The 20845-nt window shown below is 47.8% G+C and carries 23 protein-coding genes; all 23 read right to left on the bottom strand.

Annotated elements, in window-relative coordinates; genetic code table 11:
- Position 1: 1 nt before the first annotated feature.
- Complete coding sequence (gene argR, locus DSZ37_RS14070; protein ID WP_109727524.1) at positions 2-445, bottom strand: arginine repressor; 444 nt, start codon at positions 443-445, stop codon at positions 2-4.
- Between the two features lie 16 nt (positions 446-461).
- Positions 462-1316 carry an NAD(+)/NADH kinase gene (locus DSZ37_RS14065; protein WP_109727523.1) on the bottom strand — a complete coding sequence of 285 codons (855 nt, stop codon included), beginning with the start codon at positions 1314-1316 and terminating at the stop codon, positions 462-464.
- Between the two features lie 11 nt (positions 1317-1327).
- Positions 1328-2113 carry a TlyA family RNA methyltransferase gene (locus DSZ37_RS14060; RefSeq protein WP_109727522.1) on the bottom strand — a complete coding sequence of 262 codons (786 nt, stop codon included), beginning with the start codon at positions 2111-2113 and terminating at the stop codon, positions 1328-1330.
- Positions 2100-3992 (bottom strand): 1-deoxy-D-xylulose-5-phosphate synthase, encoded by a 1893-nt coding sequence (gene dxs, locus DSZ37_RS14055; RefSeq protein ID WP_109727521.1) that lies wholly within the window; start codon positions 3990-3992, stop codon positions 2100-2102. Before dxs ends, DSZ37_RS14060 begins: the two co-directional genes overlap by 14 nt.
- 40 nt (positions 3993-4032) lie before the next feature.
- A complete protein-coding gene (locus DSZ37_RS14050; RefSeq protein WP_109727520.1) occupies positions 4033-4923 on the bottom strand; it encodes a polyprenyl synthetase family protein in 891 nt (296 codons plus the stop codon).
- Positions 4924-4925: 2 nt separating this feature from the next.
- On the bottom strand, positions 4926-5129 hold the full coding sequence (gene xseB / locus DSZ37_RS14045) for an exodeoxyribonuclease VII small subunit (protein ID WP_109727519.1): 204 nt from the start codon (positions 5127-5129) through the stop codon (positions 4926-4928).
- 4 nt (positions 5130-5133) lie between these two features.
- The gene (xseA, locus tag DSZ37_RS14040) at positions 5134-6324 is read right to left on the bottom strand and encodes an exodeoxyribonuclease VII large subunit (RefSeq protein WP_109727518.1); all 1191 of its coding nucleotides are present in this window, start codon (positions 6322-6324) and stop codon (positions 5134-5136) included.
- The gene (locus DSZ37_RS14035; RefSeq protein ID WP_109727517.1) at positions 6324-7271 is read right to left on the bottom strand and encodes a peptidase M22; all 948 of its coding nucleotides are present in this window, start codon (positions 7269-7271) and stop codon (positions 6324-6326) included. Before DSZ37_RS14035 ends, xseA begins: the two co-directional genes overlap by 1 nt.
- Entirely contained in the window at positions 7264-7680 is a 417-nt protein-coding gene (nusB, locus tag DSZ37_RS14030; protein WP_109727516.1) for a transcription antitermination factor NusB, read from the bottom strand. The genes DSZ37_RS14035 and nusB overlap by 8 nt, the downstream gene beginning before the upstream one ends.
- Positions 7667-8125 (bottom strand): GNAT family N-acetyltransferase, encoded by a 459-nt coding sequence (locus DSZ37_RS14025; protein ID WP_109727515.1) that lies wholly within the window; start codon positions 8123-8125, stop codon positions 7667-7669. The genes nusB and DSZ37_RS14025 overlap by 14 nt, the downstream gene beginning before the upstream one ends.
- Positions 8122-8463 carry an Asp23/Gls24 family envelope stress response protein gene (locus tag DSZ37_RS14020; protein ID WP_028520691.1) on the bottom strand — a complete coding sequence of 114 codons (342 nt, stop codon included), beginning with the start codon at positions 8461-8463 and terminating at the stop codon, positions 8122-8124. The genes DSZ37_RS14025 and DSZ37_RS14020 overlap by 4 nt, the downstream gene beginning before the upstream one ends.
- A 99-nt stretch (positions 8464-8562) precedes the next feature.
- A complete protein-coding gene (locus tag DSZ37_RS14015) occupies positions 8563-9114 on the bottom strand; it encodes a SpoIIIAH-like family protein (protein WP_109727514.1) in 552 nt (183 codons plus the stop codon).
- Positions 9115-9127: 13 nt separating this feature from the next.
- Positions 9128-9655, bottom strand: a complete 528-nt coding sequence (locus tag DSZ37_RS14010) for a hypothetical protein (RefSeq protein WP_109727513.1) — start codon at positions 9653-9655, stop codon at positions 9128-9130.
- Positions 9642-10103 carry a hypothetical protein gene (locus DSZ37_RS14005; protein ID WP_109727512.1) on the bottom strand — a complete coding sequence of 154 codons (462 nt, stop codon included), beginning with the start codon at positions 10101-10103 and terminating at the stop codon, positions 9642-9644. The genes DSZ37_RS14010 and DSZ37_RS14005 overlap by 14 nt, the downstream gene beginning before the upstream one ends.
- Before the next feature lies 1 nt (position 10104).
- On the bottom strand, positions 10105-11199 hold the full coding sequence (locus DSZ37_RS14000) for a stage III sporulation protein AE (protein WP_109727511.1): 1095 nt from the start codon (positions 11197-11199) through the stop codon (positions 10105-10107).
- A 7-nt stretch (positions 11200-11206) separates the two neighbouring features.
- A complete protein-coding gene (locus DSZ37_RS13995; RefSeq protein WP_109727510.1) occupies positions 11207-11596 on the bottom strand; it encodes a stage III sporulation AC/AD family protein in 390 nt (129 codons plus the stop codon).
- The gene (gene spoIIIAC / locus DSZ37_RS13990) at positions 11590-11787 is read right to left on the bottom strand and encodes a stage III sporulation protein AC (protein ID WP_109727509.1); all 198 of its coding nucleotides are present in this window, start codon (positions 11785-11787) and stop codon (positions 11590-11592) included. The genes DSZ37_RS13995 and spoIIIAC overlap by 7 nt, the downstream gene beginning before the upstream one ends.
- An 8-nt stretch (positions 11788-11795) precedes the next feature.
- A complete protein-coding gene (locus tag DSZ37_RS13985) occupies positions 11796-12299 on the bottom strand; it encodes a stage III sporulation protein AB (protein ID WP_109727508.1) in 504 nt (167 codons plus the stop codon).
- A 1-nt stretch (position 12300) separates the two neighbouring features.
- The gene (locus DSZ37_RS13980; RefSeq protein ID WP_109727507.1) at positions 12301-13206 is read right to left on the bottom strand and encodes an ATPase, T2SS/T4P/T4SS family; all 906 of its coding nucleotides are present in this window, start codon (positions 13204-13206) and stop codon (positions 12301-12303) included.
- Between the two features lie 118 nt (positions 13207-13324).
- Positions 13325-14224 (bottom strand): carbohydrate ABC transporter permease, encoded by a 900-nt coding sequence (locus DSZ37_RS13975; protein ID WP_109727506.1) that lies wholly within the window; start codon positions 14222-14224, stop codon positions 13325-13327.
- Entirely contained in the window at positions 14221-15276 is a 1056-nt protein-coding gene (locus DSZ37_RS13970) for a carbohydrate ABC transporter permease (protein ID WP_109727505.1), read from the bottom strand. The genes DSZ37_RS13975 and DSZ37_RS13970 overlap by 4 nt, the downstream gene beginning before the upstream one ends.
- Before the next feature lie 108 nt (positions 15277-15384).
- Positions 15385-16848 (bottom strand): ABC transporter substrate-binding protein, encoded by a 1464-nt coding sequence (locus DSZ37_RS13965; protein WP_181380328.1) that lies wholly within the window; start codon positions 16846-16848, stop codon positions 15385-15387.
- Positions 16849-17517: 669 nt separating this feature from the next.
- Entirely contained in the window at positions 17518-20769 is a 3252-nt protein-coding gene (locus DSZ37_RS13960) for a lectin like domain-containing protein (RefSeq protein WP_109727504.1), read from the bottom strand.
- Positions 20770-20845 lie beyond the last annotated feature (76 nt).

Below are 20845 nucleotides of genomic sequence, written 5' to 3'. Positions count from 1 at the left end.
CTTACCTCCTCGGAAAAAGCTCGCTGCGGAACTTCTTTGAGAGCTTTTTCGCGTCTGCCTCGCTGCGTACGAGTATAAAGATAGTGTCGTCGCCTGCGATAGTCCCCACGATGCCCTGATGCTCCACGGAGTCTATCGCAGCGCAGGTCCCCTGCGCCATGCCTGCGCGGCACTTCAGAACTATGGTATTCATAGCATAGTCCACCGAGATAACAGCTTCTTCAAACAGAGACTTCTCCGCTGCCGCCGCAGCAGGCATAGAATAGCGATAGACTCCGTTCTCGTCACGCTGCTTCACAAGTGAGAGCTGCTGTATATCTCTTGACAGTGTAGCCTGTGTGGTCTTTATCCCACGCTGTGCCAGCAGCTCTATAAGAAGCTCCTGAGTGGCAACAGGCTGTTCGGTTATTATTTCAAGAATTGCTTCGTGTCTGCGATTTTTCATAATAAAAAGCTGCTCCTTATTTGATGGGCTTGCACATTTTCTTGCAGAGTGACTCATGGAAGGAATTTCCAATGAGATTTACGAAATTAATATCATTCTTTCCGCGGCATATATCAATGGACTCACCGACTCCTATGCTCGCGAAATGCTCGCCGTCCACGCTTATCACCATGGAGTCAACACGGGTGGTGGTATCCATCATTCTCAGCTTTCTCGAAGGACTGAACATGGTCGCTCTCGAAAAGAGAGAATGGGGACAGATGAGCGTCATCTCGATACATTCAAGATCAGGCTCGATAACGGGTCCTCCGGCGGAAAGTGCATAGGCTGTAGAGCCTGAGGGAGTGCTGAAAAGAACGCCGTCGGCACGATATCTTCCAATGAGGTAATCATCTGCAAAGACGTCAAAATCACATATATGGAAGCTGCCTGACCTCGCCGAGACCTCGTTGAGTACAGTAGCGGTTATATCTCCGTCCTTGCCGTGGTACACAACATCAAGTGTCATACGGTGGGAGATCTCGTATTCTCCCGTGGTGAGCAGACTCAGCTTGTCCAGCTGATCGGCTTCAAGTCCTGCCATAAAGCCGAGAGTTCCTGTATTTATTCCGAGAAGCTTCGTATCTGTTCCGATAAGCAGCTTTGCGCATCGCAGGATAGTTCCGTCACCGCCGATGGCAAGCACTATGTCCGCAGACTTGGCGGATTCGTTTATATCCTCGAATATAACATGAGTCTTATCTGAAAATTCCTCTCTGAATATCTCGCTGACCGAGACATCTATGCCACAGTCCGCAAGGACATCACAAGCCTCACGGGCGCAGGTGAGCGCATTGGGCTTCTGAAAATTAGGGTACAATGCTGCCTTCATAAACGCACTCCTTAAAGTTTACTGAATGAGCTGTCTGTCAGCTCCCTGAAATCGTGTATCACAGGCTCACCCACGCTCTTGCGAAGCTTCACCAGATACTCTATATTTCCGCTTCCTCCCCTGACGGGAGAAAAGGTGTATTTTTCCGTAATAAAACCAATTGACGATGCAAAGCTGTCTATCTCCGAAAGTACGCGGATATGGACCTTTCTGTCCTTTACGATGCCGCGCTTGCCTATATCGCTCCTGCCCGCCTCAAACTGTGGCTTAATGAGCACCGCCGCCACGGCTTCCTCTTTCAGCAGCTCATAGACCTTGGGAAGTATCTTCGTAAGGGATATGAAAGAAACATCGACGGATATGAAGTCCGCCTGTCCGCCGAGATCATCGGCAGTGACCTCCCTGATATCGGTGCCCTCCATATTAACGACTCTCGGGTCTGCTATAAGAGACTGCGCCAGCTGACCGTGTCCCACATCGACAGCAAATACCTTTCCTGCTCCCTGCTGAAGCATAAAATCGGTAAATCCTCCTGTTGAAGCTCCGATATCGAGACAGACCTTTCCTCTCAGGTCAAGTCCGAATTTCTCATACGCCTTTTCAAGCTTCAATGCTCCGCGTCCGACGTAGATATCCGTCTCGGCAGTCTCTATCAGATCATCTGTCATGACCTCGTCCGAGGGCTTTTTTGCCGTTTTACCGTTGACAGTTACATTTCCCGAGCGTATCATTTCCTTGGCGCGTTCACGGCTCCTTGCAAGTCCCCGTGCCACCATCTCACTGTCAAGCCTTGCCATTGCACTTGTTCCTGATATACTCAGTCATCTTATTGTCCGTAAGTCCAAGCTTTTCGAGACACGACCTTACAGAAGCCTGCTTTACGAAGCCATGTGCGGTTACTCTGCTGTAATCGCCGCAATAGCCCAGCTCCGCCAGTATATCTCCGACTTTTTCGGAAATACCGCCCTCGCCCACAGACTCCTCAAAGAATACGATGCGCTTATAGCCCTTTATCTCGTCACCAAGGTCGTCCTCCAGCGGGAATATCTTTGTCAGCTTCATGATATCACAGTTTATCCCCTCGGCTTTCAGCTTCTGCTGAGCTTTATAGGCTTCGTTGTATAGCCTTCCGTAGGTTATGATGAGAGTTTCGCTCTTTTCCTCGCGGATGAACAGATGCTCCGTAGTCAGGTGGAACTCGCTGAACTCCACTTTCTCCGCTCCTCTGGGATATCTTACGGCAGTCAGTCCCTTTTCCTCATATATTGCCTTCTTCATGCACATCTTCATCTCGGAATAGCATGAGGGCGAGAAAATAACTGTATTCGGTATGGAGGTGAGCATAGGAACATCAAGAAGTCCCTGATGGGTCTCGCCGTCCTCACCTACTATACCTGCACGGTCAACGCCAAGCACCACATGGAGCTTTCCGATAGCTACATCATGGACAAGCTGGTCGTAGGCTCTCTGGAGGAATGTGGAATACACTGCGAAAACAGGTGTCATACCCATGGAAGCAAGTCCGCCTGCAAAGGTAACAGCGTGCTGTTCCGCTATGCCTACATCGAAGAACCTCTCCGGATACTTGAAATGGAAGAACTGAAGTCCTGTTCCGTACTTCATAGCCGCTGTGATAGCACAGAGCTTGTCGTCCTTTTCCGCAAGTCTCACAAGTTCCTTGCCGAAAACGGTAGAATAGCTGTCGGCAGCAGCGACCTCGGGATTTCCCGTGGTTATGTCAAATTTAGAAATGCCGTGGTATTCACCGGGGTTCTGCTCCGCAGGGATATAACCCTTGCCCTTTACGGTCTTGACATGGATGAACACAGGCTGGTGATAGGTCTTAGCCATGTGGAAGACCTCCTCCAGCTCTGAAAGGCTGTGACCGTTGACGGGACCCAGATAAATGAAGCCCATGTCCTCAAACATAGTGCTCTGCTCAAGAATATTGGATTTAACCGAATCCTTAACGTTTTTGATACCCTTGGCAACACTTGTGCCCACAAGCGGTATCTTCTCAAGTCCGCGCTCAACAGCTCTCTTGGTGTGGAGATATTTCTCTGTATTTCGCAGTGAGGTCAGATACTTGGACAGTGAACCTACACTCTTGGAAATAGACATATTGTTGTCATTGAGTATCACGATAAGATTTCTTTTTTTGTCCCTGCCGCAGTTATTCATAGCTTCGTAGAACATACCGCCCGACATTGCACCGTCACCTATAACGGCAACAGCATAATTGTCCTTGCCCTGAATCTTCATAGCCTCTGCAATACCGCAGGCTACTGACACTGATGTACTGCTGTGTCCGCTTATAAAGGTATCGTGCGGAGACTCCTCAGGCTTTGGAAATCCTGATATACCGCCCTCCTGACGGAGTGTGGAAAAGCGGTCCAGACGTCCCGTAAGTATCTTGTGAGTATAAGCCTGATGACCAACGTCCCAGACTATTTTGTCCTCGGGAGAGTTGAAGTTGCGGTGCAGAGCCATTGTAAGCTCCACAGCTCCCAGATTAGACGCAAGATGACCTCCCGTTTTGGAAACCGTTGAGATGAGGATGTTCCTTATCTCCTTGCAAAGCCCTGCACACTGTGATAATGACAGCTTTTTAAGGTCCTGCGGCAGTTCCAGTTCGCTGAGAGTCACCTTTTCATTATTATTTATATTATCCTTCATTTTTTACGAAATGCGGAGAATGCTCCGCAGCTCCTTTACGTTAATTCTTTCTTCTGAGAAGCATTTCCGTCAGCTGAGTGAGGAATGCGTCGTTTCCGAATTTTTCAAGGCAGCCGAGAGCTTCGTCTGTAACTGCATTTGCTATTTCCTGTGCTTTTTCAACTCCGTAAAGAGTAACGAAAGTGGTCTTGTTCTCTTCCTCATCGCTGCCAACGGGCTTGCCAAGCACCTCGGTAGTGCTGGTAACGTCAAGGATATCGTCAACTATCTGGAAGGCAAGTCCCAGCTTGAAACCGTAATCAGCAGCAGCGGAGATGGTCTCATCGTCGGCGCCTGCACAGATACATCCCATCATACAGGAAACAGCAATGAGCTGACCTGTCTTGTGGCGGTACATATTGCGGAGATCAGCCTCGTTAACATCAGTGCGTTCTTCGTTCTCCATATCTATTACCTGACCGCCGATCATACCTGCTCTGCCCACGGCCTTAGCCAGACATGAGATCATCTTCACCTTCTGCTCGCTGCTGAGGTGATCATCGTCTGCAATTATCTCAAAGGGCTGTACCGAGAGCGCGTCGCCTGCCAGTATAGCCATTGCCTCGCCGAAAGCCTTGTGGCAGGATGGCTTTCCGCGGCGGTAGTCGTCATCGTCCATTGCAGGAAGATCATCGTGGATAAGCGAGAAGGTGTGTATCATCTCGATAGCCGCAGCAGGTGCGCAGGCGTTTCTGTAATCGCCGCCAAGAGCATTGCAGAAGGCATAGACCAGCACGGGACGTATACGCTTTCCGCCTGCTTCAAGAGAGTAGTTCATGGCGTCGATAAGATTTTTCTGAGCCGCCATAGCCTCCGAATGAAGATTGTATTTTTTCAGGTTGTCCTCTGTGAACCTGATATACTCATTGAGTTTTTCCTTTATATCTGTCATATTCATTCCTCCGACGGAGCTTTTCCGTCGTCCTCCGTTATTTTTATCTGTGCGCTGTCAAGCTGCTTCCTGCACTCCGCAGAAAGCTTCACGCCCTCACCGTAGAGCTCCACAGCCTTTTCAAGAGGGATATCGCCCTTTTCAAGCTCAGAGACTATTTGTCCCAGTCTTGTCATATTGTCCTCAAATGTTACTTTTTTAGCCATTATATCACCATTTATCAGTAATTTCCGCTTCCGCGCCGCCGCTCCCGAAGGTTATCTTCACTTTGTCACCTTTTTTAAGGCTCTCGGAGCTGCTGAGCAGACTGTCTTCCTTATACACGAGAGAATAGCCCCTTGAAAGAACCTTCAGCGGACTGAGACTGTCAAGCCTTGCCGCTTTTTCACCGAGCTGTCTCTCAAGCCTGTCCATATACCGCAGAAAAGCTGCATCACGGCGCTTGTTCAATGCTGAAAGCTTCTCGCCAGTGAGCTTCAGACGGTTCTCGGGAGACTGTGCCGCAAGACGTGCATTCAGTGCGACAAACCTGTCGGTGCTCCTGTCAAGAACCGCAAGTGCAGCCTTTTCGTATCGGCGCTCCAGAATGCCTATCTTCTCATAAAGCATGGATATATCGGGAGCTGCCAGCTCCGCCGCTGCTGACGGCGTGGGAGCTCTAAGGTCAGCCGCAAGGTCGGCAATGGTAAAGTCTGTCTCATGTCCCACAGCCGAGATAACAGGCACCTTGCAATTATATATGGCATATGCCACCTTTTCGGTATTGAATGCACTCAGGTCCTCGCTGGAGCCTCCGCCTCGCCCCACGATGATAACATCGCAGCCCGCGGCTTCTGCGCGGAGTATACCTCTGCACACGGACTCGGGAGCTCCCTCGCCCTGTACAAGTGCATTTACGGCGTAGACCTCGCCTAATGGGTATCTCCTCGAAAGGACGTTTATTATATCCCTTACCGCTGCGCCGCTGAGAGAGGTAACTGCACCTATCTTTTTCGGCATAGCAGGTATGGGGCGCTTGTGTGCGGTGTCAAAAATGCCCTCCTTTTGCAGCTTCCGTTTCAGCTGCTCAAGAGCCGCTCCCTGAGCGCCTGCGCCCTCGGGGATAATATCGTTCACATAGAGCTGATAGGCTCCGTCGCGCTCGTAGACTCCTATACTTCCCGAAACTATAACAGCCATACCGTCCTCGGGGGCAAACTTCAGACGAGCTGCCGAATTCGCAAACATCACTGCCTTTATGGCACTCTCGCTGTCCTTCAGGGTGAAGTACACATGACCGCTGCGGAAATGCTTCACATAGTTGGATATCTCTCCGCGGACCATGATGCCCTGAATGTTCCTGTCATTTTTCAGTATAGAGCCGATGTATCTGTTTATCTGTGTTACTGTGATTACAGGCATCACTTTTCTCCCGTACTTTTAAGATAGCCGTATATCGCCACTCCTGCCGCATTGTCGCAGGAAAACTGCGGCTCTGCAAAGCTTGCGGAGGGATATCGGGAAATTATCCTGTCGCGGATAATAACGTCCGACATAACTCCTCCTGCGAAAACAAGGGGCAGCTCCCCGTGCTTTTCCACGGCATAAGCTGTCATGGCGATAATAGTATCTGCAATAAAATCAAGGCAGTATCTCGCTGTGTTTTCGGGGGACTCCCCGTTTTTCAGCATACTGCCGCACTTATTCTCAACTCCCGAAAGACAGCAGCTGCCGTTTTTCAGGACAGGTTTAACTTTATAATACTTGTCGGCACCTGCCGCCAGCTTTTCAAGCTCGGCTCCGCATGGAAAACGCAGTCCCAGCATGACACCAGTGCGGTCAACAGCCTGTCCTGCCTTCAGATCAAGAGAGGTGCCTATCTCCGAAATGGAGAGAACGTTATCCTCGTCAGGCTCGCACAGCAGACAATCGGTAGTTCCTCCGCTGACATGGAAGGCTATGAACGGCTCTTTCACAAGCTCGAGCCTGTCCGCGGAATACAGTGCCGCAAGGATATGACCGATCTGGTGGGATGTGGTATACAGCTTTGCTCCCGTAACTGCGGAATATGACCGTGCAAAGCCCTCTCCGCAGAGAAAACAGGGCATATATGAGCCTTCCGTATTACGCGGTCTCGCCGATGCAGTTACCGTCATGGGAGCACTGAGCTCCGTCTCGCCGAAAAGCCTCTCTATCATCTCGGGAAGCTGTTTCGTATGATGGAATACCGCATCGCTCTGTCTCAGACCAAGCTCCCCCTCCTTAACTGGAAGAAGCTTCTTCGTCTGATATATCCTGTTATCCTCACTGACGTAAACTGCCGCCGAGGTAGTATAATTGCTGGTATCTATACCGAGAAACTCAGGCATCTGCGTTCTCTTCCTTCCGGGTATCTCTTGAAAATGCGCCGAGAACTCCGTTGATGAAAGCAGTATCCTCCTGATATGTATACATCATGGAAAGCTTGATAGCCTCGCTGATAGCCGCATTCATGGGAGTATTATCGTCGTACAGCGACTCATACATAGCAATACGGAGTATAGCCAGATTGAGCTTTGAGATACGGGAAATACTTCTGGATTTACTGTATTTTGCAATTATGCTGTCCAGCTCCTCGGCATGAGTGAGAGTTCCCTCGACTATCTTCTTTACTTCATCATTTACTGTGATCTCCTCTATCTCCTCGGCGATCTCGTAAAGCTCGTTTATATCATCGTCGCGCAGAAGCTGTTCAAATACCAGCTTGAATGCGCTGTCTCTTATTTCACGTCTTGTCATTTACATTCTCCTTTATTGAACGATACATGAATACCATACCGTCTATTGCTTCAAATCCGTTTTTCAGATAAAACATCTCACTTGGATAGCCCCTTGTGGTCATAAGTGCCATGGCGACTACTCCCTCGCGGCGCAGCTCATAAGCAGCATATTCCATTACGGCAGTTCCCGTCCCCTGTCTCTGGACAGACGGCGACACGCAGAACTCGTCTATGACATATTCTGTCCCGTGGAGATAGGTCAGCTTTCTTCCGCAGAGTATCGCCTGAATGACACCGTTTTCCTCATACACATAGCCCACAGACTGCGGAGCTGACATGAGCTGGGATATACGTTCTGCCGCAAGCTCACGGCTCCAATCCTCTTTCCATGGCTCTGACGAAAAAGCAGAGCGGAAGACCTCAGCTGCACCGCCAAGGTCGTCCTGCCTGTACCTGCGGATCATTCAAAAACTACTCCGCTTACTGTTACGTTAACTCTTGCAACGGGGACGCCCGTCATATTCTGCACATTCTCCTTGACTACTGTCTGGACCTCCTGTGCAACATTGCACGCCTTCTCGCCGCTCTTTATAACTATCTTCATGTCGATAGCAGCAACATCGCCCATCATGCTGATCTTTATGGGGCCGTTCTTTCTGAGCTTGCTCATCTTGCCCACTTCTCCGCCAAGACCTGCAACGCCCTTGACGTCCTGTGCCGCCAGCTTTGCGATAGCTATGAGCACATCCTCTGATATTTTAAGTCTGCTTGATACCTCAGGCTTCATCTCTTCAACTTCCATATGGGACCTCCGTTGGCACATATTTGGGTGTATTTTTTAATCAAAACTGTACTTACACCCTTACTATTATATTATACCAAATTATTTCGCTCAGTTCAACTATTTCACCTCAAAAATTCTGATATTTTCTGCAGGAACTTCAGTTTCGCCCAGAATAATCTCCTTAATGGCTGCTGCCTGCGACTTTTCAAGCCCCTCGGTCTTCACCACTACCTTTGCATTTTCTCCGTCAAGATATGCGATACAGTCCTGAAATCCCTGCGCTTTGATGAGAGATTCGATAGTACCCTCGCTTTCGATGAGCTTTGAGACCTGAACCGCGTCCAGTGCATTGACTACCATTTCGTCCTCGGTAACATCTCCTCCGCCTATCATGGTCTGCAAGGTCTGTACCGCTTCATCACGGTCTCTCAGCTTATCTATACGCGCCTGTGCAAAGTAGTCCCCTGACATGGGCTCTGCCTCAGCGTTTACGAACTCTGTCTCGCCGTATCTTACTTTCTCATTCTCCTCCGAGAACACCGCCGAACCGCCCTCATCGGGAAGCTTCGGCGAGGCTGTGTAGTTTATGTAGACCGCCACCGCCAGCATAAGTGTGAGACAGGTCATGATTATCTGCTTTTTTCCGATGATAAGTGATGGTTTTTTCATAGTAATTCTCCTTTTATCTTAGCTTTGCAACATAGATTTTTGCCGTTGAGATACCCAGTGCCGCAGAAGCGGCTTTGTACATCTTTTCCCTGACTGACGGACTGTCTCCGCCGTCACAGACTATTACCGCTCCTGTCACCTCAGGCTTTTCGATAGTCTCCACAAGGGGAGTTTTTTCACTTCCGCTGCCTATCATGACATATTTGTCTTCCTCCTCTGTTTTGCCCTCAGAGCGGCTCCTGCGCCCCTCAGAAGCATAGATGTACCGCTCGCAGCTCCCGAAGGTTATATAGACTCTTACATTTCCTGCACCGTCGATACAGCTGAGCATTTCTCCGAGCCGCTTTTCCGTATCGCTGCAATGTTCATCACATTCACTGAGACTGAGCCCACTCGCGGAAGTGCTGTCGGATACAGTCTTTTTATCGGGCAGCAGTGAGGATATCATTATCAGCAGCAGTCCGGTGACTCCGCATACAGTCATGAATACAGCCCACTTCCTTTGTTTGAGAAGCTCCCGTATTTTTTCAGCTATTTCCATTCACGACCTCCGTTTCCTGCCCGAGACTGCTGCGAATTATCTCTGCGGCAGCTTCATTATCCGCAGAACTGATAATGACTCTATTAATAATTATGCTCCCGTCAGAAAGAATATTAACCTCAGTCTCGATTTTTTCGGCTTCGATCCCTGATGCTTCAAGCTGTCCTCTCAGTACCTGAGAAATGTTCTCTCCCGTCTGCCTTATAAGCTCATCATCGTAGAGCTGCTGCGAAGTGCTGTGATCCTTACTGCTCCCAATATTTACCTCTGGAACTTCAAAATTTACGGCTCCGTCCGAAAACAGTGATATAACAGACGCCGCAAGAACAAGCTTCATTATCAGTTCTGCCTGTCCTTTAAGTCTTGTGCCGCCAGCGATCATGCGAAGTACACAGATAAGTGCCGATACTGCACATACGCCGCCTGCGGCAGATACTATACCCTCCATTTTATCCTCCTGCGTTTTGTAATAGTATAGCTGTTGAAAACAGGAACATAAGCCCGAAACAGACAAGTATGCACTGCACAATAGCAAGTCCGTCATCAAGCGCCTTCAGCAGCTTTGCCACACTTTCAACAGAGAAAAGCTCTGCGGCAGCTGTCCCCGTCCACATTACAGCTCTGAATATGAGTATCTGCAAAACAGGCGGCAGAAACAGAAGAATAACAGCAATGCAGCCTGCTGTTCCGACAGTTCCGCGAATAAGATCGAAGCTTCCGCGTACTGTTGAATACGCATCTGAGACAGCTCCTCCCACAACAGGGACCATGCCTGATATTACAAATCGGGTAGTCTTTGCAGCCGCTCCGTCAGCCTTTCCAGAAAGAGTACATTTCATAGTCAGAAGTCCCGTAAACAAGGTCATGGCGACAGTCATGCCCCATGTTATGAGTTTTTTTCCAAGGCGTACGATACTGCCGAGATCTTCACCGCTGAATACGCTTCCCGTGACCGCCAGCATAGTTGAAGCAGTCACAACAGGCATCATAAACGACGAGGACAACTGAACAAATATCTCAGATGCACCAAGAACAGCCACATCGTAGACCCCTGCCGAGGTCATGCCGCCCATTGCTGCGGTAATTCCCGAAAAAACGGGAATGAAAACAGCAATGAAGCTACCGCCTGACTGCACAGCCGATGACGCTCTGCCAAATACCTCGAAAAGCTTTGGCACTATTGCAGTTACTGCTGTAAGAACGCTGACAGTTCCGAAGATATCGGCGGAGCTATCAGACAGCCCCTCACCGGTAGCTTTCAGAGCCGCTGTTACGACAATGACGATAAGTATAGTCCCGAGCAGAGAAAGGATATCAGTGCCGTCCCAGCCTATACTATCGGTTACGGCTGCGGAAAGCTCCCGGAAGCTTTTATCGCTTAGTTCCTCTGTTCCATAGCCGATGTCATGATCGGCAAGTATTTCGTCAATCTGAGAGTAATAGCTGTCTGCAGCGGTCTGACTGCCCTCAGCATAGACGCTTTTGGGGACAAGCAATAATGTGAGCAATATAGTTATAATAAATATTCTGAGTATCTTGTGCATATTCCACCTACATGAGCCTGCCCAGAAGAGAAATAAACTCCTCAAGGACAGGAAGACTTAACACAACAAGAGCTGCTCTCCCCCATAATTCGGCTGCTGCACCCATTGCGCCCTCACCGCTGTCACGGCATAGCTGTGCCGAAATATGGGTGATACAGCATATCGCAGCTGCCTTGAAGATAGCGCTCAGATAGCTTTCGGAAATCCCTGCCGATATCATCATCGAGCGAAGCTCCGCAAAGGGGCTCTCCAGCATTACTACCGCTGCTATGATCACAGATACCGAAACAGCAACGGAAACAGCCAGTGAATGCTCGGAGCAATATTGTCTCAATATGACAGAGATCAGTGCGCCGCAGACACAGAATATCCCGACAGAAAAACAGCTGTCTACCATAGTCCGAAAACTGATTTGACCTTCTCAAAAAGGTCGCTAATCTCGTCAATTATGACCACAAGAACAACTATAAGCCCGGCAAGGGTAGTCATCATAGCCTGTTCCTCCCTTTCTGCCCGTTTCAGTACAAGATTTAGCACAGCAACTATGATACCCGTTCCTGCGATCTTGAAAATCAGATCAATATCCATACAATACCTCAAATCAGAATAATTCCGACAGAAACACCTGCCATTACGCCGAGACTTCTGTAAAGCCGCCCCTTTTGGATATATTCCTGCCGCCTCTGTTCACGAAGCTCCTCCATGCGAACAAGCTGCGAAGCGATACTGCTTAGCTGCCCCTGCACATCGGTTGTTCCAAGGACTTCCCCAAGCTCCGCAAGTACAGCTTTCTCCTCGTCGGGAACCGACTTGTCACGCAACAGAAGCGTCCGCCATTTCTCTCTTACGGGGCAGCTTGCCGAATACTCCTGCGGAAGGTCGTATATAAACCCGAGACAAGAAAAATTCTCAGCCTGCAGGGCTCGGATAATTCCGAATATATCAGTTCCGCCTGTCCTTATCATAACCTCACAATGCCGCATGAGCTTCTCAGCTTCATGGCAGTACACAACTCGCCTTTTGAGCTTTTCCGAATAGAAAACACCGCAAAAGGCACCGCTCAGAATGAGCATTATGACCGCAAGAAAGCGAAGCTCCATATCAGAGCCTCACGATCCTGCCGACTTCCCCAACAGAGGATGAACCTCTAAGGAAAATCAGCTTGTGGAAAAATCCGCTGTCAATGAGCATTTTCAGCTCAGCTCTTTTAGTGACTTCGCTCACGCTTTCTCCGTGAGCAGTAACGATAAACCTGACTCCGCAGCTGAGACCGGTAATTATTGCTTCTGCATCGTCAACAGATGCAATTTCGTCACAGACAATGACCTCGGGAGAAAGTGTACGGATCGCTGACATGATCCCTCGGCTTCTGCTGCAATTGCCTATAATATCTGTCATAGCCCCTACATCGTTCTGCGGTGTTCCGCTATAAAAAGCAGCTACCTCATTTCTCTCGTCAATGAGAACGGTTTTCCTGAGGTCACCGTTAAGACGGCAAAGCTCCCTGAGAAGTGTGGTCTTGCCCGAATTTACAGCTCCGCAAATAATGATATTTCTGTCAAAGGTCTCGGAGAAAATTCCGTCTGCACAGCCTTTGACCTCTCGGGGCAAGCGAAAGTTAAAGGAACAGAATTCAGTCAGTACAGATGGCTCCACAGAGGAGTATATTCCAGATACGCCAACTCTTATTCCGTTTCCGATAACAAAACAGCCCTCTGAAAGCTGTTTAGTACAGCTATGTACAGAATAATGGCAAAGCTTGTCTGCACATTCTCTGATCTCTTTCCTATTGACAATGTATGCTTCCTCTGTTAAAGCTGAGCTCGTCCCGCCATTCTTTTGCAAAAACAGCGTTTTATTCGGGAAAGCAAAACAGACAGGACCGCTCGAGTGTAGCCGTACCTCCATCAGATCGTCAGAAAGTTCATGCAGCGTATCAAGCATAAGATTACGTAATACTTCGGGCATATGATCTGCGATCACGCGAAAGCTTGTACTATCTTTCATTTTGATCATCTCCTCACACTTAATAGTATGCAGCTAAGAACATAGATAGAACAAAAAAATGGGCGCATTTCTGCGCCCATAAAAAAACAGCACACCGAAGTGTGCTGTAATTTTTTGATCATTCCTTTACGCCGCCAAGAGCTACACCAGCGATGATGAATCTCGAAAGGAGAACGTAAGCGATAATGATAGGAATAATAGAAAGTGCAATTGCAAGATAGATAGCACCGTAATCATTGAACTTATCAGATGACTGGAGAGCGGAAACCATCATAGGAAGGGTCTTCTTCTTCAGATCAACACTGATGAGGATCATGTTAGGTGTATAGAAGTTGTTCCAGCTTGCGATGAAAGCGAAGATAGCCTGAACAGCTATAGCGGGCTTCATCATAGGAATTGCAATAGATAAGAAAGTCCTGAATTCTCCACAACCATCGATTCTCGCTGCTTCAACGATGTCCAGCGGGAATGAAGACTTCATGTATGACCTCATGAAGTATACGACTGCGGGAGCCGCAATGGAAGGGATGATAAGAGGCCAGTATGTATTTGTAAGCTTAAGATCTGACATAAAGCTTACGAAACCGGCTGATGTAACCTGCATAGGTACCATCATTACAAGGAGAATAACCGAGTAAGCTACTTCCTTGAGCTTGAAGTCGTAAACGTGGATACCGTAAGCAGTAAGTGCTGAGAAGAAAACTGTGAGGAAAGTTGAGCAGCAAGTGATGAACAAGCTGTTCTTGTAACCTGCGAGGGCATTATAACAGAGCTTGAATCCGGGCTCGTTAAATACCTTGTGCCAGTTGTTCTTCAGATTAGTTCCGGGGATAAAGCTGAGTCCGTTTGCTATATCAGTATGTGTTCTTGTTGCATTGATAACAAGGATATAGATAGGAAGCAAACATATAATGGTAAGAATTAAAAACCATATAAAAAGGATAGTAGACTTCAGTCTGATCTTGAAGTGGTAATTATCCTTTGCTTTTCCGTAAACAGATTTCATTTCGTTACTCATAGGCTGATACCTCCAAACTGCTTACTTTCAAGCTTAGCCTGCTTAGCGATCTTCTTGCGCTGCTTCTTCTTAGCGATCTCATCCTTATCACGAGTCATGTAGAATGCGATAAGACCGAGTGCAAGAGTGATGAAGAACAGCAGTACTGATACAGCACCTGCATAGCCCATCTTATTCTCATTAGCCTGAGCATGGAAGTACTGGAAGATCATTACAGCCACAGTCTTGAGATGATCCTTAACGTTGCCTGTCTTGGTGTACAGGAAAGGAATATCGAACATCTGGAGACCACCGATCATGGAGGTGATAAGTGTATAAGCCATGATAGGAGTAAGAAGGGGCAGAGTGATCTTTCTGAACACCTGTCCTGAGCTTGCACCGTCGATGCTTGCAGCCTCGAACAGTGAGGGGTTGATACCCTGGATACCAGACATAAGCATGATCATTGTATTACCAAACCACATCCATGTCTGAATGAACATGATAACGATTCGTGACTGCCATACGCCCTCAATGAAAGGTACTGTATGATATAGAAGCGAAGCCGAATCACGTTTAACTATTCCCATCTTGTATAAGAGGAAATTGATAGCTCCCGGGTTAGTTTCGGACTGACCCATGAGCTGAAGGAAGAGTACAGCTACTGAAGCAGCTGTGATGATGTTTGGAAGGTACATAACAACCTTAAAGAAGCCCTTGCCAGGGATCTTTAACTGTGCTTCTGTAAACCATACAGCAAGAGAAAGTGAAAGAGCAAGCTGAGGAATAAAGTTACCTACCCAGAGGATAACTGTATTCTTCAGACATCTGAAGAAGCTCTCATGGATAACTCTTACTCTACGACCTTCACCGCCAAAAAGGACATCTTTATAGTTCTGGAGTCCTACCCAGTCTTCAACGGTCTTACCGTTGCCGTGGAAACTTACTATAAAGGTGTTGATCAGCGGCCATAACTGGAAAAAGAAATAAACAAGAAAAAATGGCAATATAAAAATATAGCCATACTTAGCGTAGCTGATAGACTTTATACGTCTCTGCGCGCCTGATGCCATAACACACACCCTCTCGGAATAATAGTACAGATAAATATACACCTACGGGATACATAAGTACCCCGTAGGCATATCTCCATTTGTTGCTTATTAATTAATCAAAAGAGATTAGTCAATTTCGAGATCGGGTACAGACTCAGCAACCTTATCCTTGAATGCTTCAACTGTAGCATCCCAGTCCTTGCCGCCCTCAAGGTAGTTCTCCTTAACAGCGTCAGCGAAGTTGCCCTTGATTGTAGCATCGTAAGGAGTGATAAGGCCCTTGAAGTCGATGCTCTTAGCATTCTCAGCGAGCTCTGCGAAGTAGTTCTGCTTGTCCTTGAAGTTTCCGGAGATCTTCTCGTTGAATACTGTATCGCCAGCGATAAGCTCATCCATAACCTTTGAGTTGTTTACATACTCAGGCTTCTTTGTAGCGTACTCAGACATTGCAGCCTCATCAGATGTAGCTGAGAGGATGAAGTCACGAGCCTCTTCACCGTTGTCTGTAGCGGGGTTAACAACGATCCAAGTACCGCCCCAGTAGAAAGGAGTCGGGCCCTGGCATACTGCCCACTTACCATACTGCTCGCCGCCTTCGCCGCCTGCAGCATCGAGGAAGAATCCGCCGAAGCCCCAAGTTGATACGAAGTAGCCCATGCAGTTACCGGATACACCAGCAGCTGTCCACTCGTCTGTCCACTGGCTGTTCTTTGTGATACCGCCGCAATCCCAGAGCTCCTTAGCTGTGTCAGCGAAGTTCTTGCAGAAGTCATCAACAACGAGCTTGTTGTCAACAACCCAAGGCTGTGTACGTCCGCAAGCGAATGCCTGCCAGAGACCGCCAAGTGTATCAGCAAGTGCAACACCGCCGCTTGTCTTGTCAGAGATTGTCTTAGCAGCTGTTACGAAATCTTCCCAAGTACCGATCTGCTCCTGCATCTCTGCGGGGCTCTTAGCACCGAGATATTCCTCAGCGAGGTCAGCTCTGTAAGCGAAGCCGCCTGCTGCAGCCTGCCATGAGATACCCTTACGAACGCCGTTGGAATCCTTACCGATTTCGTCTGTGTAGCTGTAGATGTTAGCGAAGTCAGAATCGCCGAGACCGAGCTTTGTGAGAGGAAGTGTCTTCTCATCATCGTTGATGTACTTGAGTGCCCAGTCAGCCTCGCAGAAGTAAACGTCGAGGTCGCTGCCGTCATTGAAGAGCTGGTCATAGTTCTCGGAAGCCTGACCGCCGCCTACACCGAAGTCGATGAACTTGATGCCCTCAACCTTGTTGTCAGCGAGGTCTGCAACTACTGTATCGTAGTCAAGGCCCTTCCACTGAGCGATAAGAGCAGGAACGTCATCGTGGTTCCAAGCTGCAACTGTGAATGTGTCGCCGCCTACGCCAACTGAGGGATCAATTGTGCCGTCGCCCTCAGGCTCTGCTGTTGTTTCCTCAGCAGCTGTTGTATCTTCCTGAGCAGCTGTTGTTGTTTCGTCAGCCTTTGAAGATGACTCCTTCTTGTCATCTCCACAGCTTGCGAATGCTGTAGCTGCCATTGCGAGTGTAGCTACTAAAGCTAAAGTTCTCTTAAGTGTGTTCATGAGATTTTTCCTCCTTAAATATGTATATTATACATCTCCGTGTATAATATTCGGTAATTAATGTTTTGCGGGCAACATCGCGGTTATTTTTCTCTGTCCGATGATTGTGCTCACCGCTGACGTCCTGCAACCGTATGTCTTCCCTGCTTCTGTTCTATGAAGCTATAGCCATGACTTTCGTCATTAGCTTTCTTTTATCATGCTGGGCAATGTCTTTTATACTTTCGCATTCTTTCATGTCATGGCGGCTCGGTCTGCGAATGTACTCCGCAGGCTTCGTCATAAAAGCCCTTACACTTCCGAATGTTACCGTATCACGTTCTTTACTGCCTGTGTATCAGACCGTCATGCCTTCCGCACCGCATATACAGAACTGTGCAACAATTGCTTTTGCATTTACAAATATACCGTATTTTGCGGTCAAAGTCAATGCTTTGTATCGTTCTTTAATCTTTTTTGGGCGCAATGTACATTTTCAACGCTATTTTTTTAGCAACAATAACATAAATCGCACCTCTAAAAAATAAAAGTTACAAATCGGTAAAAGCGTTTTGACGTTTATTACACAAATACAGGAGCACACTTTTATGCCTATTGCCTAACGAATACAAAATCCCGGTCGTCTTCTGTGCATTTTTTTGTGTGCTTCTTCAAACCCGTTCACCATTCCTATGACACAGACAGATCCGCATACATACGGAGTATCTGAGACGCATCAACAGCATCGACCTTTCCGTCGCTGTTCACGTCGGCTATGTACTGCTCATAATCATCGAGCGAACCTTCCAGATCGCCTGATATCAGAGCATAGTGCCGAAGGACTTCCGAAGCATCATTGGCGTCAATATGCATATCTGCGTTCACATCTGCACGTACTCGCGGTATAAATACAACGCCTGCGGAAGCAAAGCTGTCGGACGTAGCCGCATATCTCACCACATACTCACACTTTAATTCAAGGTGATCAAATTCAAGATAGTCTGCTGAAAAAACTTCTTCTATTTCCGTTTCCTCTGCTCCGTAGCGGTTTCTGAGAAGGGCACGGAATTCAGCAGGATCATGATAGCCGTAGTCCATACCTACAACGTCTATGAGGTCAGAAGGCATATAATCCGTTAATCCCGCTTCATACTTTGAATTGTCGTCTGAAACTATGAGTCCCTGTGAATTCTCATAAAAATCCCTCGGGTCGGGAACTTCCTTAGGAGCCTCGGGTATCTTATATGTAACGGAACTGCTCGCCATATTCTCGCTGTCGGAGTTGACTTTCAAGGTTATAGTCTCTCCGGGGATTATCCTTATATAATACTGGAGCATATCGGTGCCGTAGAATTCATCTCCCGGGGCTATTCTCGGAACAGCCTCTATAAACGGGTTTTCCTCATCGTCGCCTGTACGCACCATGAGCTTATCGGCAATTTTTTTGCTTATGGGTCCGAGTATCTCATTGCGGTAGTCTATCTCAAGATCATTGATGACAGGTCTGGGATTGACAAGTATCTGCTTCTCCTTGCCGTCCTTGATAACGGTCAGGTACTGTCCTGCGTAATCGCTTATAGAACTGCCGATCATCAGTTCCCTGCCGTCAGGAGCCAGTATCTTGTCAACGTAACTGAAGTCGATAACTTCTTTTTCCATATCAAAGCCTATCATCGCCTTGTTCGCATGGATCGTGATCACCTCATCGGGCAGTCCGGCGCCGGTAAGAGTAAGCTCAATATCGTTCATGCCGTATTCAAGCGGTATATTTCTTATCCACTCACATCCGCCAAAATAGTCCCCATCGAAGTTCACGGCGTATTCCGTACCACAGTAAAGGGATATATTCTCGATATAGCTCGGCACTTCTATCGAGTACTCGTTTTCGTTCTCCTTTTTGAGGTACTTCATCTTCTCTCGGTAAGTGTCCTCATTGAACTTATATCCTATCCAGTTCATGACAGGTCTGTGCGGAGTAAACGTCCTTGTTGATATCACATTGAGCATGGCATCATCAATGTTTTCATACACAGATGAGAGGTCATTATAAGCAGATACCTTCATTTTCTCTGTTACGGCAAAGGGCTCGGTATACGGCTTGTACTCCTCATTGTCGTTTGTACGGTAATATATAGTTCCCTCGTCCATGCGTGTTGAAAGTGATATCTTTTCATCGGCATTTACCATACCCTCATGGTGAGAGAAGCTTACTTTGCCGATAGGGTCTCCGTAAGCCTTCAGCGTAACATTTCCGAGAGTACACATTACCTCTCCCTTGTCAAAGAGTCGTGTATAGTATCCCTCGGTTCTCTTAGCATCTTCAAGAAGCTCCGTATCCTCGGGCTCGAGTCCGTCATAGAGCTGGAAAATAAAGGAATCCAGCAGCCGCTTTTCTTCCTCCTCGTTGTAGATGATCGGATCATCAACTACATCAGTCCAGTTCTCACCGTCAGGGCTTGTAAAGCTCTCGCCCCATCTGGTATATGTCCTTATCTGCTCATCGGTGCTGTATGAAGTAAGATCAGTCCTTCTTCTGGCGCCGTCCTCAACATACATACTGCTCTCGATCGGTATTACAAAAGGCGAGTCGGGGCAATAGAGCTTTACCACGACGCTGAACCATTCGTTTTCGGGAAGTATAACAGGGCTGTCCAGATCGATAGTGTAGAAGCCAGTAAGATCACATACTCCCTTGGTCACATTCGACGGAATACCCGATGTCGGATCGAGGATATCCTGTATATCGGTATATATGGTTATCTCGTACTCCGTGCCTGCATTATATATGTATGTACCTATGGAGCTTATCTGTGTATTGGAATGTCCTTCAAATACGTTTGCCATATATGACGGACCGTTCTCCTTGGGATCATCATAAGCGGACAGAGTCTGTATCGGTATAAAGCTGTCATGCTGATAGATCATTTCATGCTCGTCAAGATCATCCAGCTCAAAAACAGCGAAATCAGTCAGCGAATTGTCATAATAGGATATCCAGAGATAACCATTGTCACCGTCATCTGTTCCCCAGCTGTTCTTGCATAGCCATGCTCCGTTCCCCTCGGGAGGATTTCTGAAGTGGTCCGAGGAGAAATTGTCGTCCCATCCGACTATTGTGACTGCATGGTTGGCAAAGCGTCTTGGTCTGCTCGTGTAGGAGCTGCTGTACTCAGCCGACCAGTTAAGCGACTTGTTGGACATATAGGACACATCAACCGCTCTGCCGCTGTAAACAAAGTCCTTTACAAGAGAATTTATCTCATCAAAGTTATCCCTGCTTCGGGAAAAATCAAAGTTATAGGCATTTCTGAGGTGATAGTCCGCCTGATAGCGAAAATAGCCCATGTCAGTCCCGTCATCAAAGATATCTGTATGGTAGTAAGGCATCTTCTCCTCGGTGACAGGACCTATCCACTGCGACCAGAGATTAGACACCATTCTCGAGGTGCCGCCCTCGTTGAGTATCTCCAGAGGTCTCTTATTGAATAGCTTCAGCTCATCGTCTCCGTAATATGTATAGAAGGCTGTATGGAGCTCGGAAAGATCGATATCGGGCTCGGAAGCGAGCAAACTGGACTGAGCGCTCTCAATGGCTGCGTGAGCCCAGCAGGTACCGTATATGTCCTGATCCTTGATCTCGGTAGAGCCGTATACATTCCTCATATCAAAGGCTGTCGGCATCCATTTCGGCTCAGCCGCCATAGTTTTACTGCTTATGGGAGTATAATCGGCAGTAGGAGCAAGGCTCATATCGTCGCCGCCTGCATTTCTTCTCAGCACAGGCATAGACAAACAGCCGACCTGAGAGGATACAGCTGCCCCCTTATTTGTATCAAACAGGTCTTTTATCGATACTTCCGCATAAACAGCTGTTGGAGCAGCTGAAATGGAGATCATTGCCGCTGAAACAGCCGCAAGCAATCTGCTTGGAATTTTACTCATATCTTTTCCCCTTTCTGTAATATATGACAATTATAACACATAATGTATAACAAATCAAGTGAATCTGCAAAAGTGT

The organism is Ruminococcus flavefaciens (assembly GCF_900116855.1).
Lineage (GTDB): Bacteria > Bacillota > Clostridia > Oscillospirales > Ruminococcaceae > Ruminococcus > Ruminococcus flavefaciens_R.
The sequence above is the reverse complement of the archived record's forward strand: the minus strand, read 5'-3'. Positions and strand labels throughout refer to the sequence as shown.